General features: G+C 59.9%; 22 protein-coding genes. 18 read left to right on the forward strand and 4 right to left on the reverse strand.

Annotated elements, in window-relative coordinates:
• The first annotated feature begins 622 nt into the window (after nucleotides 1–622).
• The 4 genes from V7650_RS01640 to V7650_RS01655 all read left to right on the forward strand — a co-directional run bounded on the left by V7650_RS01640 (nucleotide 623) and on the right by V7650_RS01655 (nucleotide 6,077).
• Nucleotides 623–1,573 (forward strand): PilZ domain-containing protein, encoded by a 951-nt coding sequence (locus V7650_RS01640; RefSeq protein ID WP_335654493.1) that lies wholly within the window; start codon nucleotides 623–625, stop codon nucleotides 1,571–1,573.
• A 273-nt stretch (nucleotides 1,574–1,846) separates the two neighbouring features.
• Nucleotides 1,847–3,556, forward strand: a complete 1,710-nt coding sequence (locus V7650_RS01645) for a tetratricopeptide repeat protein (protein WP_335654494.1) — start codon at nucleotides 1,847–1,849, stop codon at nucleotides 3,554–3,556.
• A gap of 201 nt (nucleotides 3,557–3,757) precedes the next feature.
• A complete protein-coding gene (locus V7650_RS01650; protein ID WP_335654495.1) occupies nucleotides 3,758–4,258 on the forward strand; it encodes a PAS domain-containing protein in 501 nt (166 codons plus the stop codon).
• A gap of 214 nt (nucleotides 4,259–4,472) precedes the next feature.
• Nucleotides 4,473–6,077 (forward strand): hypothetical protein, encoded by a 1,605-nt coding sequence (locus V7650_RS01655; protein ID WP_335654496.1) that lies wholly within the window; start codon nucleotides 4,473–4,475, stop codon nucleotides 6,075–6,077.
• Between the two features lie 18 nt (nucleotides 6,078–6,095).
• On the opposite strand, the gene V7650_RS01660 is transcribed toward V7650_RS01655, so the two are convergent.
• The gene (locus tag V7650_RS01660) at nucleotides 6,096–6,737 is read right to left on the reverse strand and encodes a murein L,D-transpeptidase catalytic domain family protein (RefSeq protein WP_335654497.1); all 642 of its coding nucleotides are present in this window, start codon (nucleotides 6,735–6,737) and stop codon (nucleotides 6,096–6,098) included.
• An 88-nt stretch (nucleotides 6,738–6,825) separates the two neighbouring features.
• Between V7650_RS01660 and V7650_RS01665 the strand changes: the two genes are divergently transcribed.
• The 5 genes from V7650_RS01665 to V7650_RS01685 all read left to right on the forward strand — a co-directional run bounded on the left by V7650_RS01665 (nucleotide 6,826) and on the right by V7650_RS01685 (nucleotide 11,857).
• Entirely contained in the window at nucleotides 6,826–7,983 is a 1,158-nt protein-coding gene (locus V7650_RS01665; RefSeq protein WP_335654498.1) for a L,D-transpeptidase family protein, read from the forward strand.
• A 70-nt stretch (nucleotides 7,984–8,053) separates the two neighbouring features.
• Complete coding sequence (gene bchI / locus V7650_RS01670; RefSeq protein WP_335654499.1) at nucleotides 8,054–9,055, forward strand: magnesium chelatase ATPase subunit I; 1,002 nt, start codon at nucleotides 8,054–8,056, stop codon at nucleotides 9,053–9,055.
• A complete protein-coding gene (locus V7650_RS01675) occupies nucleotides 9,052–10,776 on the forward strand; it encodes a magnesium chelatase subunit D (RefSeq protein ID WP_335654500.1) in 1,725 nt (574 codons plus the stop codon). Before bchI ends, V7650_RS01675 begins: the two co-directional genes overlap by 4 nt.
• The gene (gene bchO, locus V7650_RS01680; protein ID WP_335654501.1) at nucleotides 10,773–11,669 is read left to right on the forward strand and encodes an alpha/beta fold hydrolase BchO; all 897 of its coding nucleotides are present in this window, start codon (nucleotides 10,773–10,775) and stop codon (nucleotides 11,667–11,669) included. The genes V7650_RS01675 and bchO overlap by 4 nt, the downstream gene beginning before the upstream one ends.
• Nucleotides 11,670–11,692: 23 nt before the next feature.
• Nucleotides 11,693–11,857 (forward strand): hypothetical protein, encoded by a 165-nt coding sequence (locus tag V7650_RS01685; RefSeq protein WP_335654502.1) that lies wholly within the window; start codon nucleotides 11,693–11,695, stop codon nucleotides 11,855–11,857.
• Between the two features lie 12 nt (nucleotides 11,858–11,869).
• Here the strand turns inward: V7650_RS01685 and V7650_RS01690 are convergent, their stop codons facing one another.
• Both V7650_RS01690 and crtD read right to left on the reverse strand, forming a co-directional pair.
• Complete coding sequence (locus tag V7650_RS01690; protein ID WP_335654567.1) at nucleotides 11,870–12,874, reverse strand: hydratase; 1,005 nt, start codon at nucleotides 12,872–12,874, stop codon at nucleotides 11,870–11,872.
• Nucleotides 12,763–14,310 carry a 1-hydroxycarotenoid 3,4-desaturase CrtD gene (gene crtD, locus V7650_RS01695; protein WP_335654503.1) on the reverse strand — a complete coding sequence of 516 codons (1,548 nt, stop codon included), beginning with the start codon at nucleotides 14,308–14,310 and terminating at the stop codon, nucleotides 12,763–12,765. The genes V7650_RS01690 and crtD overlap by 112 nt, the downstream gene beginning before the upstream one ends.
• A gap of 75 nt (nucleotides 14,311–14,385) precedes the next feature.
• On the opposite strand from crtD, the gene V7650_RS01700 reads away from it, so the two are divergent.
• From V7650_RS01700 to pufM, 9 genes are all read left to right on the forward strand, one after another.
• On the forward strand, nucleotides 14,386–15,522 hold the full coding sequence (locus V7650_RS01700; RefSeq protein WP_335654504.1) for a methyltransferase: 1,137 nt from the start codon (nucleotides 14,386–14,388) through the stop codon (nucleotides 15,520–15,522).
• A gap of 147 nt (nucleotides 15,523–15,669) precedes the next feature.
• Nucleotides 15,670–16,560: a chlorophyll synthesis pathway protein BchC gene (gene bchC / locus V7650_RS01705; RefSeq protein ID WP_335654505.1), complete on the forward strand. Its 891-nt coding sequence runs from the start codon at nucleotides 15,670–15,672 to the stop codon at nucleotides 16,558–16,560.
• Complete coding sequence (locus tag V7650_RS01710; protein WP_335654506.1) at nucleotides 16,557–17,540, forward strand: chlorophyllide a reductase iron protein subunit X; 984 nt, start codon at nucleotides 16,557–16,559, stop codon at nucleotides 17,538–17,540. Before bchC ends, V7650_RS01710 begins: the two co-directional genes overlap by 4 nt.
• A gap of 3 nt (nucleotides 17,541–17,543) precedes the next feature.
• Nucleotides 17,544–19,076, forward strand: coding sequence for a chlorophyllide a reductase subunit Y (bchY, locus tag V7650_RS01715; protein ID WP_335654507.1), 1,533 nt, complete (start codon nucleotides 17,544–17,546; stop codon nucleotides 19,074–19,076).
• Nucleotides 19,073–20,518: a chlorophyllide a reductase subunit Z gene (bchZ, locus tag V7650_RS01720; RefSeq protein ID WP_335654508.1), complete on the forward strand. Its 1,446-nt coding sequence runs from the start codon at nucleotides 19,073–19,075 to the stop codon at nucleotides 20,516–20,518. The genes bchY and bchZ overlap by 4 nt, the downstream gene beginning before the upstream one ends.
• Nucleotides 20,519–20,654: 136 nt before the next feature.
• Nucleotides 20,655–20,885: a light-harvesting antenna LH1, beta subunit gene (pufB, locus tag V7650_RS01725; RefSeq protein ID WP_335654509.1), complete on the forward strand. Its 231-nt coding sequence runs from the start codon at nucleotides 20,655–20,657 to the stop codon at nucleotides 20,883–20,885.
• 11 nt (nucleotides 20,886–20,896) lie between these two features.
• A complete protein-coding gene (pufA, locus tag V7650_RS01730) occupies nucleotides 20,897–21,082 on the forward strand; it encodes a light-harvesting antenna LH1, alpha subunit (protein WP_335654510.1) in 186 nt (61 codons plus the stop codon).
• Nucleotides 21,083–21,190: 108 nt separating this feature from the next.
• The gene (gene pufL / locus V7650_RS01735) at nucleotides 21,191–22,015 is read left to right on the forward strand and encodes a photosynthetic reaction center subunit L (RefSeq protein WP_335654511.1); all 825 of its coding nucleotides are present in this window, start codon (nucleotides 21,191–21,193) and stop codon (nucleotides 22,013–22,015) included.
• Between the two features lie 15 nt (nucleotides 22,016–22,030).
• On the forward strand, nucleotides 22,031–22,960 hold the full coding sequence (pufM, locus tag V7650_RS01740; RefSeq protein WP_335654512.1) for a photosynthetic reaction center subunit M: 930 nt from the start codon (nucleotides 22,031–22,033) through the stop codon (nucleotides 22,958–22,960).
• 105 nt (nucleotides 22,961–23,065) lie between these two features.
• Here pufM and V7650_RS01745 read toward each other — a convergent pair whose 3' ends face one another.
• Nucleotides 23,066–23,323 carry a hypothetical protein gene (locus V7650_RS01745; RefSeq protein ID WP_335654513.1) on the reverse strand — a complete coding sequence of 86 codons (258 nt, stop codon included), beginning with the start codon at nucleotides 23,321–23,323 and terminating at the stop codon, nucleotides 23,066–23,068.
• Nucleotides 23,324–23,327: the final 4 nt, after the last annotated feature.

The raw sequence follows: 23,327 nt of genomic DNA on the forward strand, positions 1-23,327 counted from the left end.
TATTCTGCCCACTCCGTTACGGACCAGAAGCCAGGAACGCTTCCGCTTGCACGTTAGTGGTGGGATGCGTGATGCAGTTAGAGTATATATCCGTTTGGCAAGAAAGAACCGATGATTTTCGGTGCTTTCTGCGTTCGGGTATTGTGCCGATCGCTCTGCTATTCTCCCTGTTTTTGATCAGTAGCATTTTGCCCTCCATTGCGTCGAGAGCAGTCGCCACTGAAGCAGATGTACGGGCCTCCGATAGGGGCGCAACGGCAGAAGCGTCAGCGCAAATCCTGAGGCCATTCAAGATGACTTCCGCGATGCTTGCCGGACCCGCTGCCTTCGATATCGGTATAGCGGTTATCAGGCGTACAACCCTGCGCAGTTGTCAAACTCTTCTCGGTCGCGACGCTGCGCTGGACAAGACACGATTGTGCGAAGTCCGGCTGATAGAATTACAGTGAAAAGCGCGCGAAGGAAGTGGCAATGCGACGGATCGATTCGAATGACTGTGCCTATCCCGGTGGGTGGAACCAAAGCGCCGCCGGGCTAAGAAAAATTTTTTACGTATTTCTACCACGAGAACTAGTTGAGATAGCAGGGTCGCCTTCCGCTGTTTAACCAGAAGGTCAAGCATATGAATAATATAATAGAATCTGACAGCTGCCCCCATCAAACCCAGGACAATATTCTGGGCAATACCCCTATTCTGGTTGAGGGGGATCGGCGGAAGCAGGATCGTCATATCGCAATGCTCCGACTCGCTAAAATCAAGTCCGAAAGCGGCGAAGGTTGGGGGTTCATCAAAAATCTCTCGGCAACCGGAATGATGGTTGAAGTGCATCCCAATTTCGAGCTGGGCGACAAGGTATCGGCGCTTTTAACCGAGGACCAGGAACTTTCCGGCTCTGTGAAATGGAGGAAAAATTCCCTGGCCGGGATCCAGTTCTCGGCGCCGGTCGATATCGCGAAGGTTCTCGCCAAGCCTCATGATCCGAAAAATGGCCGTGTGTCGCGCTTGCCCCGCATAGAGATGAAGCATCCGATCGACCTGTATCTCGGATCACGGCTCATCCATGCCGATATTTGCGACATATCGCCGGCCGGGATCTGCGTGAACACAGATTTCATCTTCGAGATAGGCAAGAACTTGCGTCTCTCGGTACCCGACTTGCTTGATGCCAATGGCACGGTTCGCTGGCAATCTGGCAGCCGGGTTGGCATCATCTTTGGGAAAAGATTGCCACTGGATGACCTCATGATTTGGCTGTCTACCTTTTATCGGACGGCCAGAATTGATAGCGGCGAACTTGCCGCGCTCAACAACGGCGGCGAAAGCATTGAACGAGGTGATCGCTCTGCGCTCAGACCCCCTTTCAGGGTAATCGGGCATGATGATCTGGGGAAAGAAATTCTGATCGATACCATGCATTCAGCGACGGAAGCCCTCACCCAGTTCAAGGCGACATCGAAGTTTTTCTACCGAGTTAGCATAAGAAATTGCGATAATGTCGAACTCTCCATCGGATCCATAGTACTGCAAGCATTTGACGAAGAGCGGGCATCAGCGAGATCGCAAGTAGCATAAGCCACACCTTATGGCCGATACAACAGCGGCGGGGGTCGTGAGTGCAATCGTAGCCGGATAGCGGAAACCGGTTTAATAGACGACCGTTGCTGATTTGGCTGGCTTGTGCCCGTATGCGGGCTACATGGGTCAGTGTAGGAACTATCCATTCGCGTGATTGTCCATAACTCCCTGTGAGCGAGCGATTTCCGGTCCTCTTGATGATTTGAGTTTTGATAATTTGCATATCCGGGATATGTTACATTATGTTACAGGTGTTCCGGGGGCGATCTGTTGAAGCACGGTGATCAATTGATGGACGAGTCGACCGCGCTGCAATTCTGCATGGAACGCGACCGATTGCTTGGTGACCCTGAATTCTCCCGTTCGCCGAGCATGTGCAAATTGTTGCGATTTCTGGTGGATTACAAGCTGTCCGGCAACACGGTTCCGTTGAAAAGTTATACGATAGCGACAGACGCGCTGGGTCGGGATGCCAGTTTCGACCCGCAGACGGACAGCTATCCCCGTGTCCAGATGGGACGGCTCCGTCGCATGCTGGATAATTTTTATCTTCGAAAGGGTGGCGAATATCGCCTGGCCATAGCCCCCAAACACTACGACATCGTGCTTACGGCCAACACGAGAGATTCGACGCCTGCGGGGCGCGTGATGGGTCAACCGGCGGATGTGCCCGTCCAAAGCGGGACGCCTCGCGAGGCGAACGATGGGTATCCTCTCGAGCGACCGGATGATGACGACAAGATGGCAAAGCCCGACTGGAGAACAATTCTCGCAGTATCTGTCCCTATCCTGCTCACGGTGATTGGTGTCTTGAGCTACATGCTGTGGCCAGTTCCTGCCTCTAGCCAAATATCCTACCCAAAAATCGCGCTGGATTTGCCAGATGACAGTTCCGGTTCACTTGCCAGCAGGCTTGCTGAGCCCGTCGGTAACCGTCTGGTCAGAGGCCTGAGCGGCTTTGGATGGATCCGGATCTTTGACTTCGATTCAGCGGAAATGCGAAGGTCCGGATATGTTGTGCGGGTCCGCTTTCTGGAAGCCGACAGCGACAGGATGGAGTTGCGGCTGCTTGACAACATATCTGGTGAGATTCTTTGGTCGACAGATATCGAAATCGACGATGATGGGGAGTGGCAGCTTGAATTCGACCAGGCAATTGTCGCGGTTGCCGGACATTATGGAAAAATCGCTCAGGCGGAAATGTCAAAGGCCAAGAATGATTATTCAGCAGGTTATCCCTGTCTGATGCAGTTTGATTTGTACATTCGCTATCGAGACCCTGAGCAAGGCCGACCGGTCCGCAAATGTCTGAAAGAATCGGTGGAGCGATTTCCGCATGACTCCCATCTGCTGAGCATCTTGGCCTTTGCACGAAACATGGCTGAGAATACTTCCGATTACTCGGGACCAAAGGGTTTGGGGACGCAACTGGCATGGCAGGCCCAAGCGCTTGACCCAGACAATGCCGCTGCCAGCTTTGCCATAGCGCAGTCGGCCTTTTTTGCCGGCGATTGCGATATGGGGGTAGCATGGGGGAAGAAAGCTCTGGAACTCAATCCCCTAAACTCCAGAATAGGCGGATATCTGGGTCTATACATGATCGGTTGCAACCTGCCTGAGGGAGAAGAATTTGCCGTCCGCGCGCTCGAGCTCGATCCCAATGCAGATCTTACGATCGCCGCTGCTGTGGCCTTTCAGATGCTGAAGCGCGGCGAGGCGGCGGCGGCCAGACAACTGTCGACCGAATACATGGTTTTGTCGCCGCGGAGCGAACCCGCCCTCGAGCTAACCTATATTATGTCTTCCGCCATGCTGAACGACGAGGCTGAGGCGCGCAAAGCCTGGAAAGCGCTTGCGGAAAGCTATGGCCTGGCTGAATCAAGTGCGCCGAGGGAAGTGTTAAGTCGATGGATTGCCAGTCCGCTCTTGCTTGATGACACTGTTGCCATTCTCAACCGATCGGGAATATTCAGGGATTAGAGCAGCAGATGTGAATAAAGATTTCGCATTGATACTCTTTTCTCTCTTATTCTTCGCAACCTTCATTTGGCGATTTACAACTCCAAATAAAAAATGAATCGGCAAATGAATTAACATTTGTTAATGACCGTTATTCTCAGATACAGTTTCCATCAATTACGGGTACCAGTTCCCGGTTGAAAACGGGGATACGGCCGCGATATGCTTTTGATCTTTTTGTTTTCTACCCTGATATTCGTTCTGTGTGCAGCGGTTGGATATCTGGTTTTCCGACTTCGCAGCGTTGAGCAAGCTCTGGCTCAAAGCCAAGCTGATCTTCAACGCTGTCGGTTGACGCTTGAAATTTCCGAAGATGTCGGACGCTTTGGATCGTGGCACCTGAATGCGGATACAAAGGCCCTCAAATGGTCCGATTATGTGTTCGACATGCATGAGCGGCGTCAATCTCTTGGGCAGCCGAAGCTTGAAAACGCAATCTTATATTATCACCCGGACGATCGTTCGAAAGTCGATACGGCCGTATCGCAGGCCCTGGGAGAAGGAAAAGATTTTGAGCTGTCTGCCCGTATCCTTACGGAAAACGGTAATGAATTGCCTGTCTTGGCCAGAGGCACCTGTCAAATTGGAAGTCAGGGTCAGGTCCTGGGCATTTTTGGCTGCATCGTCGATCTGAGCTTGCCGGATCAGCGCCATTTGCCATGATTGCAAGCCGCTACTTTCCTCAGTATAGCAACCATTTTACAATTCGATGGTTGATAGTTCCGAAGCAACAGGCTTGCTCTTGACGGGCTAATCAGGGGGGGCCGTCTGACGAAAAGGAGGGACCCCGCCAATTTTGACGGAATCGGAAAAGCTGCAGCTATGTCTGGAGCGCGACCGACTATTGTGCAGTGCCGAATTCGTGCGCGCTCCCACCATGAGCAAACTGCTTCGATACTTGGTCGATTACAAACTTCAGGATGATGACAGGCCGTTGACAGCTTACGGCATTGCTGTGGATGCCTTGGGTCGGGATGATGGTTTCGACACTCAAGCTGACAGTTACCCGCGCGTTCAGATGGGACGTCTGCGCCGGATGCTGGACCATTTCTATCTGCGCGAAGACAGTGAAAATCGGTTGTCGATTCCGTACAGTAATTACGAGATCGTTGTGAGCGAAAACGAGACAATCAGTCCCGCAAGCCAAGAGCTCGCCGTCGATCGTCGCTCGCACCCCGAGGCGCCACCTGCCGACAATGACACTGCCGAACCCGAAAAGCTTCCGGGCTGGTTTCAAACGCTTGGCTTCCATCCCCGCAGACCGACATATATGGTCGTTGCCATCACATCATTTTTTCTGGTGGCAATCGGCGCAAGCTATTTTACCCAAGGGAATAGCGCCGGTGTGGCCTCGAAAATTGACTATCCAGCGGTTGTTCTGGAAAGTCCGGAGGGAATGGTCAACGATGCTGCGCGGGACAAAATCCGGGTCATTCGCAGCCACCTCGTCGGGGCCTTGAACAAATTTGATCAGACCCGAATTTTTGATTCCGAAGCTGCCCCGACCGTCGATTCCCAATATCTTCTTGAAACGTCCATTCTGAATGAAACGGGGGAGCGCACCCAGCTTCGTTTGGTTGATAGCATCACCAGAGAGGTTATTTGGTCGACCATCGTCGAAGCAAGGACAAACGAAGCGCTGGAAGAGAAGCTGGACAAGGCTGTAGTTGAAATAGCAAGTCCCTATGGGAAAATTGCTCAACATGAACTGTCGAAGTTTCGGGGCGATTTCACGCCGGGCTATCCCTGTGTCCTTCAATTTCATCAGTATATGAGGTATCGCCAAGCCGCGATTCTCAAGCCTTCGCTGAGCTGCATGCAAACCTCTGCGGAGCGATTTCCCAATGATGCCTATTTGATGAGCCTGATGGTCGAGGCCAAGAATATAGCGACGCAATTAGACCAAAAGGTGAAGATCAGAGGGTCCGGCAGGGAGATAGCACAGACTGCAGTGAGGCTTGATCCGACCAGCGCCTCAGCGACTTTTGCCGTGGCCCAGGATGCTTTTCTGGACAGCGACTGTCGGAAGGGAGCAGCTTGGGGAGAGCGTGCGGTGAATCTCAATCCATTGAGTTCGCAGATCATGGGCCACCTCGGTATGTTCATGCTGGCGTGCAAGTTACCCGATGGGGAAACATATGCAATCAGAGCGCTTGAAATGGATCCCAATGCAGATCTCGCAATTGCAGCAACCGTTGCCATTCAGAAGATGCGGAAGGGTGATGCCAGAGGCGCCTACGAACTGTCCTTGAATTATATGAATACTGCGCCGGGGATGGCTCCGGGTCTTGAGATCAGTCATATGCTCTCGGCTGCAGCGCTGGGCAAAAGGAACGAAGCGCGCAACGCATGGCGGCGGTTTGCGGAACGATCCGGCTATCCGGAAACGGCGGCATCAAGAGTCGTTTTTGAGAGATGGATCGCCAATCCGGATATTGTCAGGGAGCTCGAAATGGAGTTCGAAAAGGCCGATCTATACTAGCTTCCTGTATAACGCGGGTCAGATCTTGTCTGCATAAAGCAGACGGCCCGGACCCAGTTGCTCCAATATGCTTCCCAGATCCGACTCGGAAAAGGCAAAGCAGCCCTGGCTGCGACCAAGCTTTCCGTGCGCACTGACCATTTCCGGCTCGGCATACCAGGCTCCGTGAATGACGATCGCGCGGGCCTCGGCCATGTCATTGCTCGGATCCAGACCTTTCAGGCGGCGGGACGTCCCGTGTTTGCCGATATATGTGTCGCTAACCAGAAAGCTGCCAGCCGAAGAGGCTTCGGATCCCGGAACATTCGAGAATTCCTTGAGCCAGCCGGTATGGCCGAGGTCGGAACCCTTGCCATGGGCAACCAGGAAAGACTGGCTGGTACCGCTAACCAGATCCACGATATGAAAACGCTCTTTGCCGGAATGAAGCGAATAGTCGGCGATCCCGATCCTGTCACTATCCAGCAACGCCGATTGATGTGTTGCCATCGCCGCCTTCGCTCGGTCGATCATGGCGGACAATTTCGTCGGCGGTGCGACCTTCGCGCGCGCGGGCACCGGTTTCAGCGCACCACTGGCGGCCTGGGACCGGGAAGCGAGGCCATAGGCGGCTCCGGTAACAGTCAGCAAACCGGCGGTAAGAAAATGTCGTCTCTTCATCGCGCGTCGATAGCACCTAATGTCCGTGTGCGGGATTAAGTATTAATACGGATTGTAGGGGGTGTCGATAGGCTGAAGAGGGGGCGGCATGAAAATATTACTGGCCATGCTGGGCGGATTGCTGCTTTCGACGTCCGTCCTTGCTCAGGCGGACAATCCTCCGGACAATTTTCTGATATGGACCGAGCCGCAATTGAGGCAGTTGCAGCAATTGGTTGATGGACGAAAAGCGGAGGGCCTTGGTGACTGTTCCATCACCGATTTTGACCAGCCCGGCACGGCTGTAGAGCCGACCAGTCGCTCACGCCTCGCAACAGTGGCTGCAAACCAACTGATGATGGCCTATCTCGAGGGCTGTTCGCCCGTGTCTGCGCGCGCGCGATGGCGGATCGGCAGCGATGATCGCCGTATCGATACCCAGCAGTTGCTGATGAAGGCACTGGCCCGTGACGATCTTCCCGCTTATTTTGATGCGTTGCGGCCGCGGAATCCCCATTATCGTGCGCTCAGCCGGGCCCATGCCGCGGAAACCGATGATGAAAAGCGCGCGACGCTTGCGGTCAATCTGGAACGGTGGCGCTGGATGCCGCTGGTGATGGGCGACAGATATCTGCTGGTTAATGCTGCCAGTTTCGAAGTGACCCTGTGGGACAAGAACCGGAAAATCGGGGCTTGGCCGAATATCGTTGGCAAGACAAAGTCTCCGACGCCGGTATTCGACGCCACGGTGAGCGGCGTGATCCTGAACCCCTGGTGGGAAATACTGACTTCCATTGTTGCAGAGAGTATCGGCGCGCTAGTCCGCAACCATCCGGCGACGGCGCGGCGCAAAGGCTATGTGATCCAGGATGGCCGCTATCGCCAGCGGCCTGGCCCAGGCAACGCGCTTGGCCAGATGAAGCTGGTCATGCCCAATCCGTACAGCATCTACCTGCACGACACGCCGAACAAGAATCTGTTTTCCGAACCCGTGCGCGCCTTCAGCCATGGCTGTATCCGAGTGAGTGGCGCTATCGATCTGGCAAAGACGTTGCTGCAGGGGTCGGCGGCCGTTGAGCAGGTGGACGCCATTCTGGCCAGCCGCGAAACCACGAAACTCGCGCTGGTCCAGCCAATTCCGGTTTACGTGGCCTATTTCACGGCCGAAGGGAAGGAGGACGGCAGCGTCGCCTATTACCCGGATCTCTATCAAAGGGATACTGTCCAGCTCGCCCAGAATGATTCCGTCAGCCGCTGTCCAGCATAGCCGTTAAAGAGGACTGTTCACCGCCGCCAACTTTGCTTGCAGCGGCCAAGGCTTGTGATAAGGTACTGCAATGAGCGGTTTTCCTTTTAGCGCCATCGTTGGCCAGGAAGAGATGAAGCTGGCGCTGCTGGTGGCTGCGGTGGATGCCCGCATCGGCGGCGTGATGATCTTTGGCGACCGCGGCACCGGCAAGTCGACTGCCGCCCGGGCACTCGCCGCTACGCTGCCGCCGATCAGGGCGGTCGATGGTTGCCGCTTCCATTGCGAGCCGGAAAGCCGTGATGACTGTCCGGACCCCTGCACAAGCAAGCGGGTCCGCAAGATCGCGGTACCATTTGTCGACCTTCCACTGGGGTCTACCGAGGACCGGGTCGTCGGCACGCTTGATCTGGAGAAGGCGCTTGCTCACGGCGAAAAACATTTCGAGCCGGGCCTGCTGGCCAAGGCGCATCGCGGCTTTCTCTATATCGACGAGATCAATCTGCTCGAGGACCATGTCGTCGATCTGCTGCTTGACGTCGCGGCATCGGGCGAGAATCTGGTCGAGCGCGACGGGCTGAGCATCCGGCATCCGGCGCGCTTCGTGCTGATCGGCAGCGGCAACCCGGAAGAGGGCGAGCTGCGGCCGCAATTGCTCGATCGCTTTGGCCTGTCGGTGGAGGTGAAGACGCCGGACGATATCGACCAGCGGGTCGAGATCATGCGCCGATGTGATGCTCAGGAACGGGATTCAGCCAAATTTGCCGCCAAATGGCGGGGCGAGGATGCGAAAGTGCTGCGGCAGATCGAGCGTGCGAAAAAGGCGCTGCCCAAGGTCAAGACACCGGCGAAGATTTTGCGCGATACGGCGGCCTTGTGCAAGACTGTCGGCGCCGACGGACTACGCGGCGAATTGACCCTGATGCGCGGAGCGCGGGCTTTCGCGGCGCTGCAGGGCGACGCTGCGGTGACGCTGGACCATCTGAAGACCATGGCACCGCTGGCGCTGCGCCACCGGTTGCGGCGGGACGTGCTCGACGAAACCGGCTCGACAGTACGGATCGAGAGGGCACTGGAGGAGTTGTTCGGTTGAGGCCGGTCGCTGACCAGCAGGCGGCGGCAACCGATTTCCCTCTGGCCGATTGCCTGCTCGCTGTGCGGCTGTTTACCCAAAATCCCGATAGCCTTGGCGGCATCTGTTTGCGTGGTTTCGGGCCGGTGCGCGATGCGCTGGTTGAAAAGCTGGTGGGCGCGCTCGAACCGCTCGGGCCGGTTCTGAAAATCCCCAATAGCGTGGATGCCGAACGGCTGCTTGGCGGCCTTGATCTGGCGGCAACCCTGCGGGGCGGACGCTCCGTGTGGCGCCCGGGACTGCTGGAGATGGCCGAGAAGGGAGTCCTGCTGCTGCCGATGGCGGAGCGGATTGACGAGAATATTGCGGCCCATATCGCGCAGGCGATGGATAATGGCGACCTGTCGATCATCCTGCTCGACGACGGGATGGAAAGCGATGAGGCACCGCCGAAGGTGCTGATGGAACGGGTGGCTTTTCACTGCGATCTGGCCGGATCGCGCGATCTGGAGGCGGTTGCAGCACTCGAGCTATCAAGCAAAGACCGCGTCCCCAAGCTGCGGTCGATGACGAGGAAAAAGCGTGCCTCGCTGGCGGCCGTGGCGGCGGCATGTGGCATCGGTTCGGTGCGTCCGCTGCTGTTTGCTGAGCGCTGTACGATCGGCCATGCGAGAATCGCCGGGCATGACAAGATTGCAAACGAAGACCTGCAGGCCGCAGTGCGGCTGGTGTTGGCGCCGCGCGCGACGCAGTTTCCGCAAGGCGAAGAAGCGTCACCCCCCGCGGAAGACGAACCCAGCCCGTCCGATCAGGACACGAGCGAAGGCGACGACCAGCAGTCCATCGAGGATATCCCGCTGGAGGATTTGCTGCTGGAAGCCGCCGCTGCCGCCATACCGCCGCATATATTGGACCAGATCGAGGGCCGGGTCCGGCAACCGGGCAAGGGGCAGGGTGGCCGCGCCGGCAACAAGCAGCAGTCGAGCCGAAGGGGGCGTCCGAAAGGCACGCGGCCAGGCGTGCCCGGAAGCGGCAGGCGGCTGGCTCTGATCGACACGTTGCGGACCGCCGCACCGTGGCAGACCATCCGCCGGCGGGAGAGCGGCAATGCCGAACCCGGCAAAGTCCATATCCGCAAGGCGGACCTTCGGGTCCACCATTTTGAGGAGCGGCAGGAAAGCCTGACCATCTTCGCGGTCGATGCCTCGGGTTCTTCGGCCTTGTCGCGGCTCGCGGAAGCCAAGGGTGCAGTCGAGCTGATGCTGGCGGAAGCCTATGTCAAACGTTCGCAGGTCGCACTGGTCGCTTTCCGCAAGGAGGGTGCGGAGGTGCTTTTGCCGCCGACCCGATCGCTGACGCGGGCGAGGCGGGCATTGAGCGCCTTGCCCGGCGGCGGCGGAACGCCGCTGGCGGCGGGCCTGATCGCGGCGAGGCAGCTGGCGGAAGCGGCGCGCAAGCGCGGGCAGACGCCGACGATCGCGCTGCTGACCGATGGCAAGGGCAATGTGATGCTGGATGGTAGCGCCAGTCGCACGGGCGCAAGGGAAGAGATGCAGGGCATTGCGAGAGGTATGGCAGCGCTGGGGATAAGCAGCATTGTCATCGATATTTCGCCGCGCCCGCGTCCCGAGGCGGCGGAGCTGGCGGAGGCTTTGCGCGGCCGGTATCTGCCGTTGCCGAAAGCGCAAAGCGCGGCACTGGTCGCCGCGATCGAGAGTGTCGGCAAGGCAGCGATGGCATGAGCCGCCGCTATCCGGAGTGGACGATCGACGGCCAGGACTGGCCCAACCATCCGGCCAGCCGCTTTGTCGAGGCGGATGGCTACAGATGGCATGTCCAGCGGATGGGGCCGAAGAAGACCGGCGCGCCGGTCTGCCTGCTGATCCACGGCACAGGGGCGGCCACGCACAGCTGGCGCGATCTGATGCCGCTGCTGGCGAGAGACTATGACGTAATCGCGCTCGATTTGCCGGGTCATGGCTTCACCGGTCCGACGGCGGTGCGGCAGGTTTCCCTGCCGAAAATGGCGGCTTCGATTGGCCTGCTTTTGGAAGGATTGGAGGCTTGGCCGGATGTGGTCGTAGGCCACTCGGCGGGGGCAGCGATCGGGCTGCAGCTGGTGTTGGACAAATGTTGGAAAATCCCGCTTGTTGGATTGAATCCGGCGCTGATGCTCTTTCCCGGGCTGGCCGCCAAACTGTTCCCGCAGCTGGCCAAGATGTTGTTTACAAATCCTTTTGTCTCCAGGATATTCGCACGCTGGGCGCGCTATCCGGGCGAGACCGAGAAGTTCCTGCGCCGCTCCACGGGCTCGCGGATCGATGCCGCGGGGGCGCTTTATTACGGGCGCCTGTTCAGCCACTCCGGCCATTGCGACGGCGCGATCCGGATGATGGCGAACTGGCGGCTGGAGGGCCTGCAGCGGCGCCTGCCGGACGTCGATACGCCGGTGCTGCTGGTCCATGGCCAGAAGGACAATGCAATCCCCAGATCAGCGGTACAGGGGGCCGCCGCGCTGATCCCGGGCTGCAGGGTCGAGGAGGTGGCCAATCTTGGTCATCTGGCGCACGAGGAAGACCCGGAGCGATTGGCCGGGATCATTCGCGAATTTGCGCGATCGCATCTGGATCGCTAGGATAGCAGCAAGGGGAGGGTGCCATGGAGGCTGGTCCGTTTGACAGTTTTGGGTGGATCGAGATTATCTTTTCCGGCGCGGTCGCGCTGGGACTGGGATTCTGGCAGCTCTGGTCGGTGAACCGGGAGATCGCCAAGGACAAGGAAAAGGCGGCCAAAAAGGCCGAGGACGCGGCAGACGACGCGTAGGGCGGGCCCCTGTTACCGGCGCTTCAGGAGAATCGGTAGCGGAACATGCCAGGCCCTGGATTGCCGGTTCGGGTCGCGCGGCATCTTGTAGGGCAGCATGTTCTGGATCACCGGATTGACCAGTCGATCGAGAGAGATGCTCTCCTGAATCGCCGTCACAGGCTTGCCAAAAAGACGCATTTGCAGCGCGGAACGGGCATAGAAGGGCGAATCTTCCCATGTCCTGATTACCGACGCATGGCCGCGATCCGCCCGCGCCTGTCGCTTCATGCCCCACCAGGTCGGCGGCAGGGGTGCGACCAGCGGCAGCTCCACCTCCCGCGGCGTGCCGGAGGCATCGAAGCGCAGGGCGCTGGCAAAATGGCTGCCGTCGCGGCGGACACCCTCGTAGGTCACGGCAACGTCCGGGCCGCAATGGGCACGGGACCAGTGCCAGCTTCGGAAACCGTTTTCGATCGGTTCGCTGCCGTGATTGCCGTCAAGATAGCCGCTACCGGACCAACCGACATCGGGCTGCTCCATCTTCACCTCGATCCGGGCGCGGGGGGCAATGGTGTGCCAGTGGTGCCGGCCGGCCGGATCGAGCTTGAACGACTGGTCGTTGAGGATTTCGGGGTGAAGGATGATCCGGCCCTTCACCCGCCGCCGCCAGGGGATGCCAAGGCGGATATCGCGTTCCTCGATATCAATGATCAGCCGGTCCTGGTCCCAGCGCATGGCGCTCGGGCCGATGGTCAGCGCATCCTCGCTCTGCCTCGTGTCCTGCCGCCCACGCTCGGTCATCACCCAGCGCGCGCCGCGTTTGCCGTAGAGCGCGACGTTGAGACAGCTGTGGTCGAGCGGGATGTCGCGGCCCGAGATCCTGTAATAGGGCGAGAAGACGCTGCCGATAAAGCCGATGATGGTCAGCCCGTAGCGTTCGTCATCGCTGAGCGCATCGACATACCACCAGCGGTAGCCCTGCGGTGGAACCAGCGTGTCGAAGTGCGGTCGGACAGGACGGCTTCGCTCGCCAATTGCCCCGACAAGGCGGCCATCGGCACGCCCGCGCCCGGATGGGTCGCTCCGCCCGCGCAATAGAGCCCATGGATCCGTGTCCGGCTCCCGGGCCGGAGGAAGGACGCCGCCCATCCGTGCGAGGCCCGACCATAAAGCGCCCCGCTGGTCGCCGGGAAGAGTGTCGAGAAATCGCTGGGCGTGACCAGCCGGTGGGGAAAGTCCGGCTCCATCTCGAGTCCGCAATGCGTCAGTGTTTGCAACATGTTGGCCGTGCATTCTGCTTTCTCCTCGGAAGTATATTGGTGGACGTCGCCATTGGCCGGTGCGTTGACGATAATCTGCAGTCGTTGTGCGCCGGCTGGCCCGGTGTCCCCCAGCCTGCAGACATAGGCGGTCGGTTGCCCGGGCGGTCTTCCCGCCCGGATATCGGCAAATTCGGCCGGATAGTCGGATGAGAAAAAGACGTTGTGATGGTCGAGGTCGAAGCCGCCGGTTCTTGCCTTGGCCAGCCATACAAAGGCAGACAGCGAGCGCTTGTGGCGCGGCATCGCGCTCGCCGCATGGCTGGCATCGGCACCGAACAGGCCGGAGCCGAGCGCGGCAGGATCGGCATTGCAGATCACGGATCCTGCTGCCATCGCCTCGCCGGATGCCAGCGTAACCCCCGTCACCCGGCCTCTGGCGACGGAAATCCCGGCGACCGGTGCGTCATAGCGGAAGCGGGCGCCATTTTTTATGGCCACCTTTTCAAGGGCGTTGGCGAGAGCATTCATACCGCCCCTGATCTTCCACACGCCCTGCGACTCGACATGGGCGATCAGCATCAGCGTGGCCGGTGTCTGGAACGGGGAGGAACCGCAATAAGTGGTATAGCGACCGAAGAGCTGTCGCAGGCGCGGGTCGTCGAAATGTTCGCCGAGGACTTTCCACAGGCTTTCATAGGGCCGGATCGCGATCAGGTCGCCAAGCCGCCAGAGACCGATCCGCCACATCAGCGGCAGCGGCCAGCTGACCTTGCTGTTCCGCAGCATCGACCGGTCGAGAATGGAATAGATGCGTGCGGCCTCCTTCGAGAAACTGCGATAGCCTGCCGCTGCCCTGGCTCCGGCAAATTGGCCGATGGCGTCGGCGCTTTTTTCCGGATCGGCGTACAGGTCGAGTCTTTCACCCCTGCTCCAGGCATGGCGGGCCAGCATGTCGGCCCGCTCCAGTTCGAGATGGTCGTCGCTGCTGCTGCCGGCCGCTGAAAATATGTCGTCGATGACATCGCGCATGGTGAAAACCGTGGGGCCGGCATCGATGTTCGCGCCCTCTACATCGAGCTGGCGGACCTTGCCGCCGGGTGATTTTTCCTTTTCCAGAACCGTCACCGGAACGCCGCGAGCGGAGAGCAAAGCAGCGCTGACCAGGCCGCCGATGCCCGCGCCGATAATGATCGTTTGGTCCTTCTCCACTTGCGCTCCGGTAGCTTCGCGTCAGTTTCAGTTTGACGGGAATCTATCAGAAGTCCATTCAAATAGACATAAATTATGTCCATACATCCAGACAATAGCCGCGCGCAGCTCCGCTGGAAGACGCGCTGGGTGCTGCGCCGCAACCGGATATTGGGCAGCGCAGCGTTCCAGCAATGGGCGGCGAAAACGCCGATTTTCCGGACGATCGCGAGGCGCAAGGCGGCACGGCAGTTCGATCTGATCGCCGGCTTTGTCTATACCCAGATCGTGTACGCCTGCGTGCAGTCCGGCTTGATCGGATATTTGCGGGAGGGAGCCCGCACGGCCAACGAGATCGGGACATTTGCAAAGCTGGACAAGGGGGCCACCGACCGCCTGCTGCGGGCGGGCGCTGCACTCGATATCGTCGAGTCGCCTCAGCCTGGGCTATGGACGCTGGGCGAGACCGGCGCGGCCCTGTCGGCCAACGAGGGGGCTATGGCGATGATCCGGCACCATGTTCTGCTCTACCGGGATCTGGCCGATCCGATGGCGTTGCTGGGACAGCCGCGCGGGGAGAAGAGCGCCTTGTCGCAATTCTGGACCTACGCCTCGGAGCGCAACGGCAACGGCGGGGACAGCCAGCCCTATTCCGAGCTGATGGCGGCGACGCAGCCGATGGTCTGGCATCAGATACTGCCGAAATATGATTTCAGCCGGCATAGCAGGATGCTCGATATCGGCGGCGGCAGCGGCGCCTTTGCCGAAGCGGTGGCGGCTATCGCGCCAGAGCTGGAACTGGCGATTTTTGACCTGCCGGAAGTGGTGCCGCTGGCGAGGGACCGTTTTGGCGGAACGCCGCTGGCCCAAAGAATCGCGGTCCATCCCGGCAGTTTCAAGCTTGATCCCATTCCGCCCGGACACGATCTGGTGACGCTGGTGCGCATCCTGCATGATCACGACGATGTCGTGGTGGAAGGACTGTTGCCGAAAATATACCAGGCGCTGCCCGCTGGCGGTCGCCTGCTGATCGTCGAGCCGATGGCGGAGACCAAAGGGGCACAAGCGATGGGCGATGCCTATTTCGGCCTTTATCTTTGGGCAATGGGATCGGGTCGACCGCGGTCGGCGCGGGAAAATAGGCAGATGCTTGAAAAAGCCGGATTTTCGTCCGTTCGGGAGATTTCCACCGATCTTCCGATCATCGCCAGAGCGCTTGTCGCCATCAAATGACACGAAATGTGTCCAATATAATTGACATTAGAGAATGTTTAAGTAATTTGACACTCATCGGAGTCCCCATTTTGATGACGGGACCCAGGAAGAGGGGAAGAGTTGCAGACTTCAGCGATCATAATGGATGCTCCCGGCACCCTTTCGATGCGCAAGACTGCTCTCAAGTCCCTTGAATCTGGCGATGTCCAGGTTGAAATCCAGTTTAGCGGGATCAGTACCGGCACGGAAAAGCTGCTGTGGACCGGGCAGATGCCGGACTTTCCCGGCATGGGCTATCCGCTGGTCCCGGGCTACGAGTCGGTTGGCCGGATTGTCGATGCGGGAGCAGAGGCACGGGAACGCGTCGGCGAATGGGTCTTCGTCCCCGGTGCCAGCTGCTACCGCGACGCCCGCGGGCTGTTCGAGGGATCCGCACGCACCGTCATTGTCGCCTCTGCCCGGGCGTTGCTGATCGCGGAAAAACTGGCCGAAGAGGGCATATTATACGCGCTGGCCGCGACCGCGCTGCACGCGATCAGCCATGGCGACGCGCCCGAGCTGATCATCGGGCACGGCGTCCTCGGCCGCCTGATAGCCCGATTGACGATAGTATCCGGAGCACCAGCACCCGTCGTCTGGGATACCAGCCGCTCGCGCCAGGGCGGCGGTGCCGGCTATGCGGTGATCCATCCCGATGACGACGACCGTCACGACTATCGGACGATCTGCGATGTCAGCGGCGACGCCGGATCGATCGAGAGTTTCATCGCCCGGCTCGCCAAGGGCGGCGAGCTGGTGCTCGCCGGTTTCTACAACCAGCCGATCAGCTTTGCCTTCCCGCCCGCCTTCCAGCGCGAGGCCCGGCTGCGGATTGCGGCGGAATGGGAACCGCGCGACCTGGCCTCGATCAACATGATGATCGAGAGCGAGGCGCTCGACCTGTCTGGCCTGATCACCAGCATCGAGCCCGCAGAAGATGCCGAAACTGCCTATCCCCAAGCCTTTGAAAATCCCGAGTGCCTCAAGATGGTGCTCGACTGGAGAGAGTGCGAATGACCATGCTAGATGTCGATATCCTGCGCGACGAAGCGTCGATCGAACCGGATCCGGTGCACACTGGCGAGGTGAAGAAGGAAACCCAGGTGATCGCGATCTACGGCAAGGGCGGATCGGGCAAGAGCTTTGCCCTGTCCAACCTCAGCTACATGATGGCGCAGCAGGGCAAGAGGGTACTGCTGATCGGCTGCGATCCGAAGTCCGACACGACCAGCTTGCTGTTCGGCGGCAAGAGCTGCCCGACGATCATCGAGACATCGTCGGCCAAGAAGCTGGCGGGCGAGGAAGTGCGGATCGAGGATGTCTGCTTCCAGCGCGACGGTGTGTTCGCGATGGAGCTGGGCGGGCCCGAGGTCGGGCGCGGCTGCGGCGGACGCGGTATCATCCACGGCTTCGAGCTGCTCGAGAAACTGGGCTTCCACGACTGGGGTTTTGACTATGTGCTGCTCGATTTTCTTGGCGACGTGGTTTGCGGCGGCTTCGGCCTGCCGATCGCGCGGGACATGTGCCAGAAGGTGATCGTCGTCGGCTCGAACGACCTGCAGTCGCTCTATGTCGCCAACAATGTCTGCAAGGCGGTGGAATATTTTCGCAAGATGGGCGGCAATGTCGGTGTCGCCGGCATGATCATCAACAAGGATGATGGCTCTGGGGAAGCGCAGGCCTTTGCCGAGGCGGTCGACATTCCGGTGCTGACCGCGATCCCTGCCAATGACGATATCCGCAAAAAGTCGGCCAATTACCAGATCATCGGCACGCCGGAAAGCGAATGGGCGAGCCTGTTCGAGGAGCTCGCGATCAATGTCGCCGAGGCGCCGCCACGGCAGCCGAAGCCGCTCGAGCAGGACGGGCTGCTGGGCCTGTTCTCTCCCGATGAAACCGGCGGCAATGTCCAGCTGATCCCCGCCACCCAGGCGGACATGCGCGGCGGAACATACGAACAGAAGCCGTCGCTCGAAGTGATCTACGACGAGGTTTGATGGATGATTGAGACCGCCACCCCAGCCCCGCGCACCCCCGACCGGATCGATCTGGCTCCGGTGGCCAAGGGCGGTGGTTGCCATGGCGGCGCCGAGACGATGCGCGAAGCGGCCAAGAAGGCCGGCCAGTCCGAGATACTGGAGCGCTATGAGAAGGACTATCCGGTCGGTCCGCATGACCAGCCGCAGTCGATGTGCCCGGCCTTCGGTTCGCTGCGCGTCGGCCTCAGAATGCGGCGGACGGCGACGATCCTGTCGGGTTCCGCCTGCTGCGTCTACGGCCTGACCTTCACCTCGCATTTCTACGGCGCGCGGCGCAGCGTCGGCTATGTGCCTTTCAGCTCCGAGACGTTGGTCACCGGCAAGCTGTTCGAGGATATCAAGGAAGCCGTCGAACTGATGGCCGATCCGGAAAAATATGACACGATCATTGTCACCAACCTGTGCGTGCCGACCGCCAGCGGGGTGCCGCTGCGGCTGCTGCCGGACTCGATCAACGGTGTCCGCATCGTCGGTATCGATGTTCCCGGCTTCGGCGTGCCGACCCATGCCGAGGCCAAGGATGTGCTGGCTGGCGCGATGCTGAAATATGCGCGCGAGGAAGCGGAGCAGGGACCGGTTGCGGCGCCGAACGAGGTTGCCGCCAAGCCTTCGGTCACCTTGCTGGGTGAAATGTTCCCGGCCGATCCGGTTGGTATCGGCCATATGCTGGAGCCGCTCGGTCTGGCGGCGGGGCCGGTGGTGCCGACGCGGGAATGGCGGGAACTTTATTCGGCGCTCGATGGGGCGGTGATTGCCGCGATCCATCCTTTCTACACCGCGAGCGTGCGTGAATTCGAGGCGGCTGGGCGCAGGGTCATCGGTTCGGCCCCGGTCGGGCGCGACGGCACCGCGGCCTGGCTGCAGGCGATCGGCGAGGCGACCGGCGCAAGCGCGAACCAGATTTCGGAGGCGCATAACGCCTTCCTGCCCGCGATTACCGGAGCGCTCGCGGCGATGCCGGTCAAGGGGCGGATAACCGTCTCCGGCTATGAGGGCTCGGAATTGCTGGTCGCCCGGCTGCTGATCGAAAGCGGCGCGGATGTGCCCTATGTCGGCACCGCCTGTCCCAAGACAAAATGGTCGGATCCCGATCGCGAATGGCTGGAGGCCAAGGGCGTGCGGGTCAATTATCGCGCCAGCCTGGAAGAGGATATCGCGGCGGTCGAGGAATATGGTCCGGACCTGGCGATCGGCACCACCCCGGTGGTCCAGCATGCCAAGGCCAAGGCGATCCCGGCGCTTTACTTCACCAACCTGATTTCGGCACGGCCGCTGATGGGACCGGCCGGGGCCGGCAGTCTTGCCCAGGTGGTCAATGCAGCGATGGCGAACAAGGAACGGTTCGACCGGATGCGCGAATTTTTCAAGGGCGTTGGCGAGGGGCATACGTCCGGTATCTGGGAAGACACGCCGACCGACCGGCCCAAGTTCAAGGCAAAATATGCCGCGCAAAATGCGGCTGCGGCCAAGGCGGCGGAGGCGATCGGATCATGACGCTGATCCTCGATCATGACCGGGCAGGTGGCTATTGGGGCGCGGTCTATGCCTTTACTGCGATCAAGGGGCTGCAGGTGATCATCGACGGGCCGGTGGGCTGCGAGAATCTGCCGGTGACCTCGGTGCTGCATTATACCGACGGGCTGCCGCCGCACGAATTGCCGATTGTGGTGACCGGGCTGGGCGAGGAAGAGCTGGGCAAGACCGGCACCGAGGGCGCGATGCGGCGGGCGTGGCAGTCGCTGGACCCGGACCTGCCGGCGGTGGTCGTCACCGGCTCGATCGCCGAGATGATCGGCGGCGGCGTGACTCCCGAGGGCACCAATATCAAACGCTTCCTGCCACGCACGATCGACGAGGACCAGTGGCAGTCGGAAGACCGGGCGCTGTCCTGGCTGTGGACCGAATTCGGGCCGAAGAAAATGCCCAAGCCGAAGGTGCTGCAAGACGGCGACCGGCCGAAGATCAATATTATCGGGCCTTCCTATGGCATGTTCAACATGCCGTCGGATGTCGCCGAGATCCGGCGGCTGATCGAGGGGATTGGCGCGGAGGTGAATATGGTGTTCCCGCTGGGCAGCCATCTTGCCGATATAAGGCAGCTGGCCAACGCGTCGGTCAATGTCTGCATGTACCGCGAATTTGGTCGTAATCTCTGCGAGCAGCTGGAGCGGCCCTATCTGCAGGCGCCGATCGGGCTGGAATCGACGACGAAATTCCTGCGCCAGCTCGGCGAGATGACCGGCCTCGATCCGGAGCCGTTCATCGAGAAGGAAAAGCACACGACGATCAAGCCGCTGTGGGACCTGTGGCGCTCGGTGACGCAGGATTTCTTCGGCACGGCCAATTTCGGGATTGTTGCCAACGAGACCTACGCGCGCGGGATCAGCAATTTCCTGGAAAATGACATGGGGCTACCCTGCGCCTTCGCGGTCAGCCGGACCGCCGGCACCAAGACCGACAACCAGGCGATCCGCGACCTGATTGCCGACAGCCCGCCCTTCGTGGTCTTCGGCAGCTATAACGAGCGGATGTACATGGCCGAGACCGGCGCGCGCGGCATGTTCATCCCCGCGTCCTTCCCCGGTGCGGCGATCCGCCGGCACACCGGCACGCCCTATATGGGCTATTCGGGTGCGACCTATCTGGTGCAGGAAGTCTGCAATGCGCTGTTTGATGCGCTGTTCCATATCCTGCCGCTCTCGACGCAAATGGATGCCGGGGTCGCGACGCCATCGCGCAAGGATGTGCCGATCGGCTGGGACCGGGATGCGAAGGAAAAACTGGATGCGATCGTCGAGGCGCAGCCCGTCCTCGTGCGCATCTCCGCCGCCAAGCGACTGAGAGACGCCGCCGAGCGCAGCGCAAGGCTGGCGGGAGAGGATGTCGTATCTGCCGACCGTTTGGCGGCGACCATGCTTCAAGGGGAATTGGCATGATGTGCCTGGATATCCCCGGATATTCGCCGGACACAAGTCCGGTGTCCGCAACCTTGACGGCAATGGGTGCCGCCGGGGCACTACCCGTGGGAGGCGCTCCGCGCGGCTTCCGGGGGGCTAAACTGGAGAAGAAACTATGATCGAAAGTGACGACCGCTTAGGTCCGGGGGCCTATCTGACCCCAGAGGAAGCCAAGGAGTTCCACAAGATTTTTGTGAGCAGCTTCATCGGCTTCACCGTCATCGCAATCATCGCGCATGTCCTGGTGTGGATGTGGCGGCCCTGGTTGCCAGGCGTCAACGGCTACGCAATGTTGAATGACGGTGTTCAGGTGGCGCAAGCAACCATCACCTCATTCCTGGTATAGGGAGACTTAATATGTGGAGACTTTGGTTAATATTTGATCCGCGCAGGACGCTGGTTGCCCTGGCAATCTTCCTGTTCGTTCTGGCTCTCCTGATCCACTTCATCCTGTTGAGCACCGATCGCTTCAACTGGATCGAAGGTCCGGGAGCCGGGCCTGCCGCGACGGCTGCGATCGAGCAGTTGGAACGACTGACCTGAGCCCTAGCCCCCTTGGAAGACACGGTGCCGAAGGCATCGTGTCTCCCACCGGGGACTATATGAAGAATCTCATTTTTGGCGCCTGGAAGGGTGGCAGAGGAATTCGTTATGTCGCTTTTAAGCTTTGAGAGAAAATATCGCGTCCGCGGGGGGACTTTGATCGGCGGGGACCTGTTCGATTTCTGGATAGGGCCGTTCTATGTCGGCTTTTTCGGCGTCGTGTCGGCGATATGCGCCATATTGGGCACCGCGCTGATATTGTACGCCGCCTCGCTTGGCCCGACATGGAATCCTTGGCTCATATCGATCAATCCCCCGGATGTGAAATATGGCCTGTCGCTCGCGCCGCTCCGGGAGGGCGGCTTCTGGCAGATCATCACCATGTGCGCGACCGGCGCGTTCATTGCCTGGGCGCTGCGCGAAGTCGAAATTTGCCGCAAACTCGGCATGGGCTACCATGTCCCGATCGCCTTCGGCTTTGCCATTCTGGCCTATATGACGCTGGTCATTTTCCGGCCGTTCCTGCTCGGTGCCTGGGGCTACGGCTTTCCCTACGGCATTTTCAGCCACCTCGACTGGGTATCCAATACCGGATATCAATATGTCAATTTCCATTATAATCCGGCGCACATGATCGCGGTGTCCTTTTTCTTCACCACGACCTTTGCCCTTGCGCTGCACGGCGCGCTGATCCTGTCCGCGGTCAATCCGAAGAAGGGGCAGGAGGTCAAGACGCCGGAATATGAAGATACGTTCTTCCGCGATTTCATCGGCTATTCGGTGGGCACCATCGGGATCCACCGGCTCGGCCTGTTCCTGGCGCTGAACGCCGGCTTCTGGAGCGCGGTGTGCATCATCATCGCCGGGCCGCTGTACGCTGAGGGCTGGCCGGAATGGTGGGAATGGTGGCGCAACATTCCGATTTGGTCTTAAGGGGAGGGTCTTTTCATGGCACGCTATCAGAATATATTCACCCAGGTGCAACTGGCCCATGCGCCGGAAATGGGAATTCCCCTGTCGCCCGGCGAAGCCGGGGACCGCACCCGGGGCACATCGTTCAGCTACTGGATGGGCAAGTTCGGGCAGGCGCAAATCGGTCCGATCTATCTGGGCTGGCTGGGCCTGGCCTCGCTGTTCTTCGGATTTCTCGCCATCGAGATCATCGGCCTGAACATGCTGGCCTCGGTCAACTGGGATCCGGTCGAATTTGTCCGCCAGTTCTTCTGGCTCGCGCTCAGTCCACCGGCCGCCGAATATGGGTTCACGCCGTTCGTGCCACTCAACGAGGGGGGGTGGTGGATCCTGGCCGGCTTCTTCCTGACCACGTCGATTTTGCTCTGGTGGGTGCGGAGCTATCGCCGGGCCCGGGCACTGGGCATGGGGACGCATGTCTCGTGGGCCTTCCTGAGCGCGATCTGGCTTTATCTTGTCCTTGGCTTCATCCGGCCCTTCTTCATGGACGAATGGGCGCAGGCGGTGCCGTTCGGCATTTTTGCTCATCTGGAATGGACCAACAATTTCTCGCTGGCCTATGGCAATCTGTTCTACAATCCGTTCCACGCACTTTCGATCGTCTTCCTTTACGGCTCCGCCCTGCTGTTCGCGATGCACGGGGCGACGATTCTGGCCGTCGGCCGCTATGGCGGCGAACGGGAACTCGAGCAGATCACCGATCGCGGAACCGCCTCCGAGCGTGCCGCCCTGTTCTGGAGATGGACGATGGGGTTCAACGCGACCATGGAATCGATCCATCGCTGGGCCTGGTGGTTCGCCGTGCTCTGCCCGCTGACCGGCGGCATCGGCATCCTGCTGACCGGCACCGTGGTCGACAACTGGTATCTCTGGGCGATCGAGCATCATTACGCGCCGGAATATTGATGCTGGAACCTAGCCGCGGGAGAGGCAAATCCCGTACCGACAAAGCCCGGCGCTGTCGCCGGGCTTTGTCGTTGTAGAGCCTGGTCGGGACAGGCGGGCGGGAGCCTAGCCTGCGCGCAAGAATTTCCGTCGGCGCAGGTCGTAGATATGGGCAGGGAAGGAGAGGGCGAGAGGGATGGCGACCATCGGCCACACCTGTCCGGTGAGGGCGGCGCGCAGGGCGATCATCATCAGCACCGCGGCCAACAGCGTGCTCATGATGTCGTGCCATCCGACGCCGCGGAACTTGAGCCAAAGCGTCTCCAGGGCCAATACCGCGAGAACGACATCCACAGCATGGCCGCTGGCAAAAAATTCTGTCATGGGA

Source organism: Parasphingorhabdus sp., assembly GCF_036964565.1.
Taxonomy (GTDB): Bacteria; Pseudomonadota; Alphaproteobacteria; order Sphingomonadales; family Sphingomonadaceae; genus Parasphingorhabdus.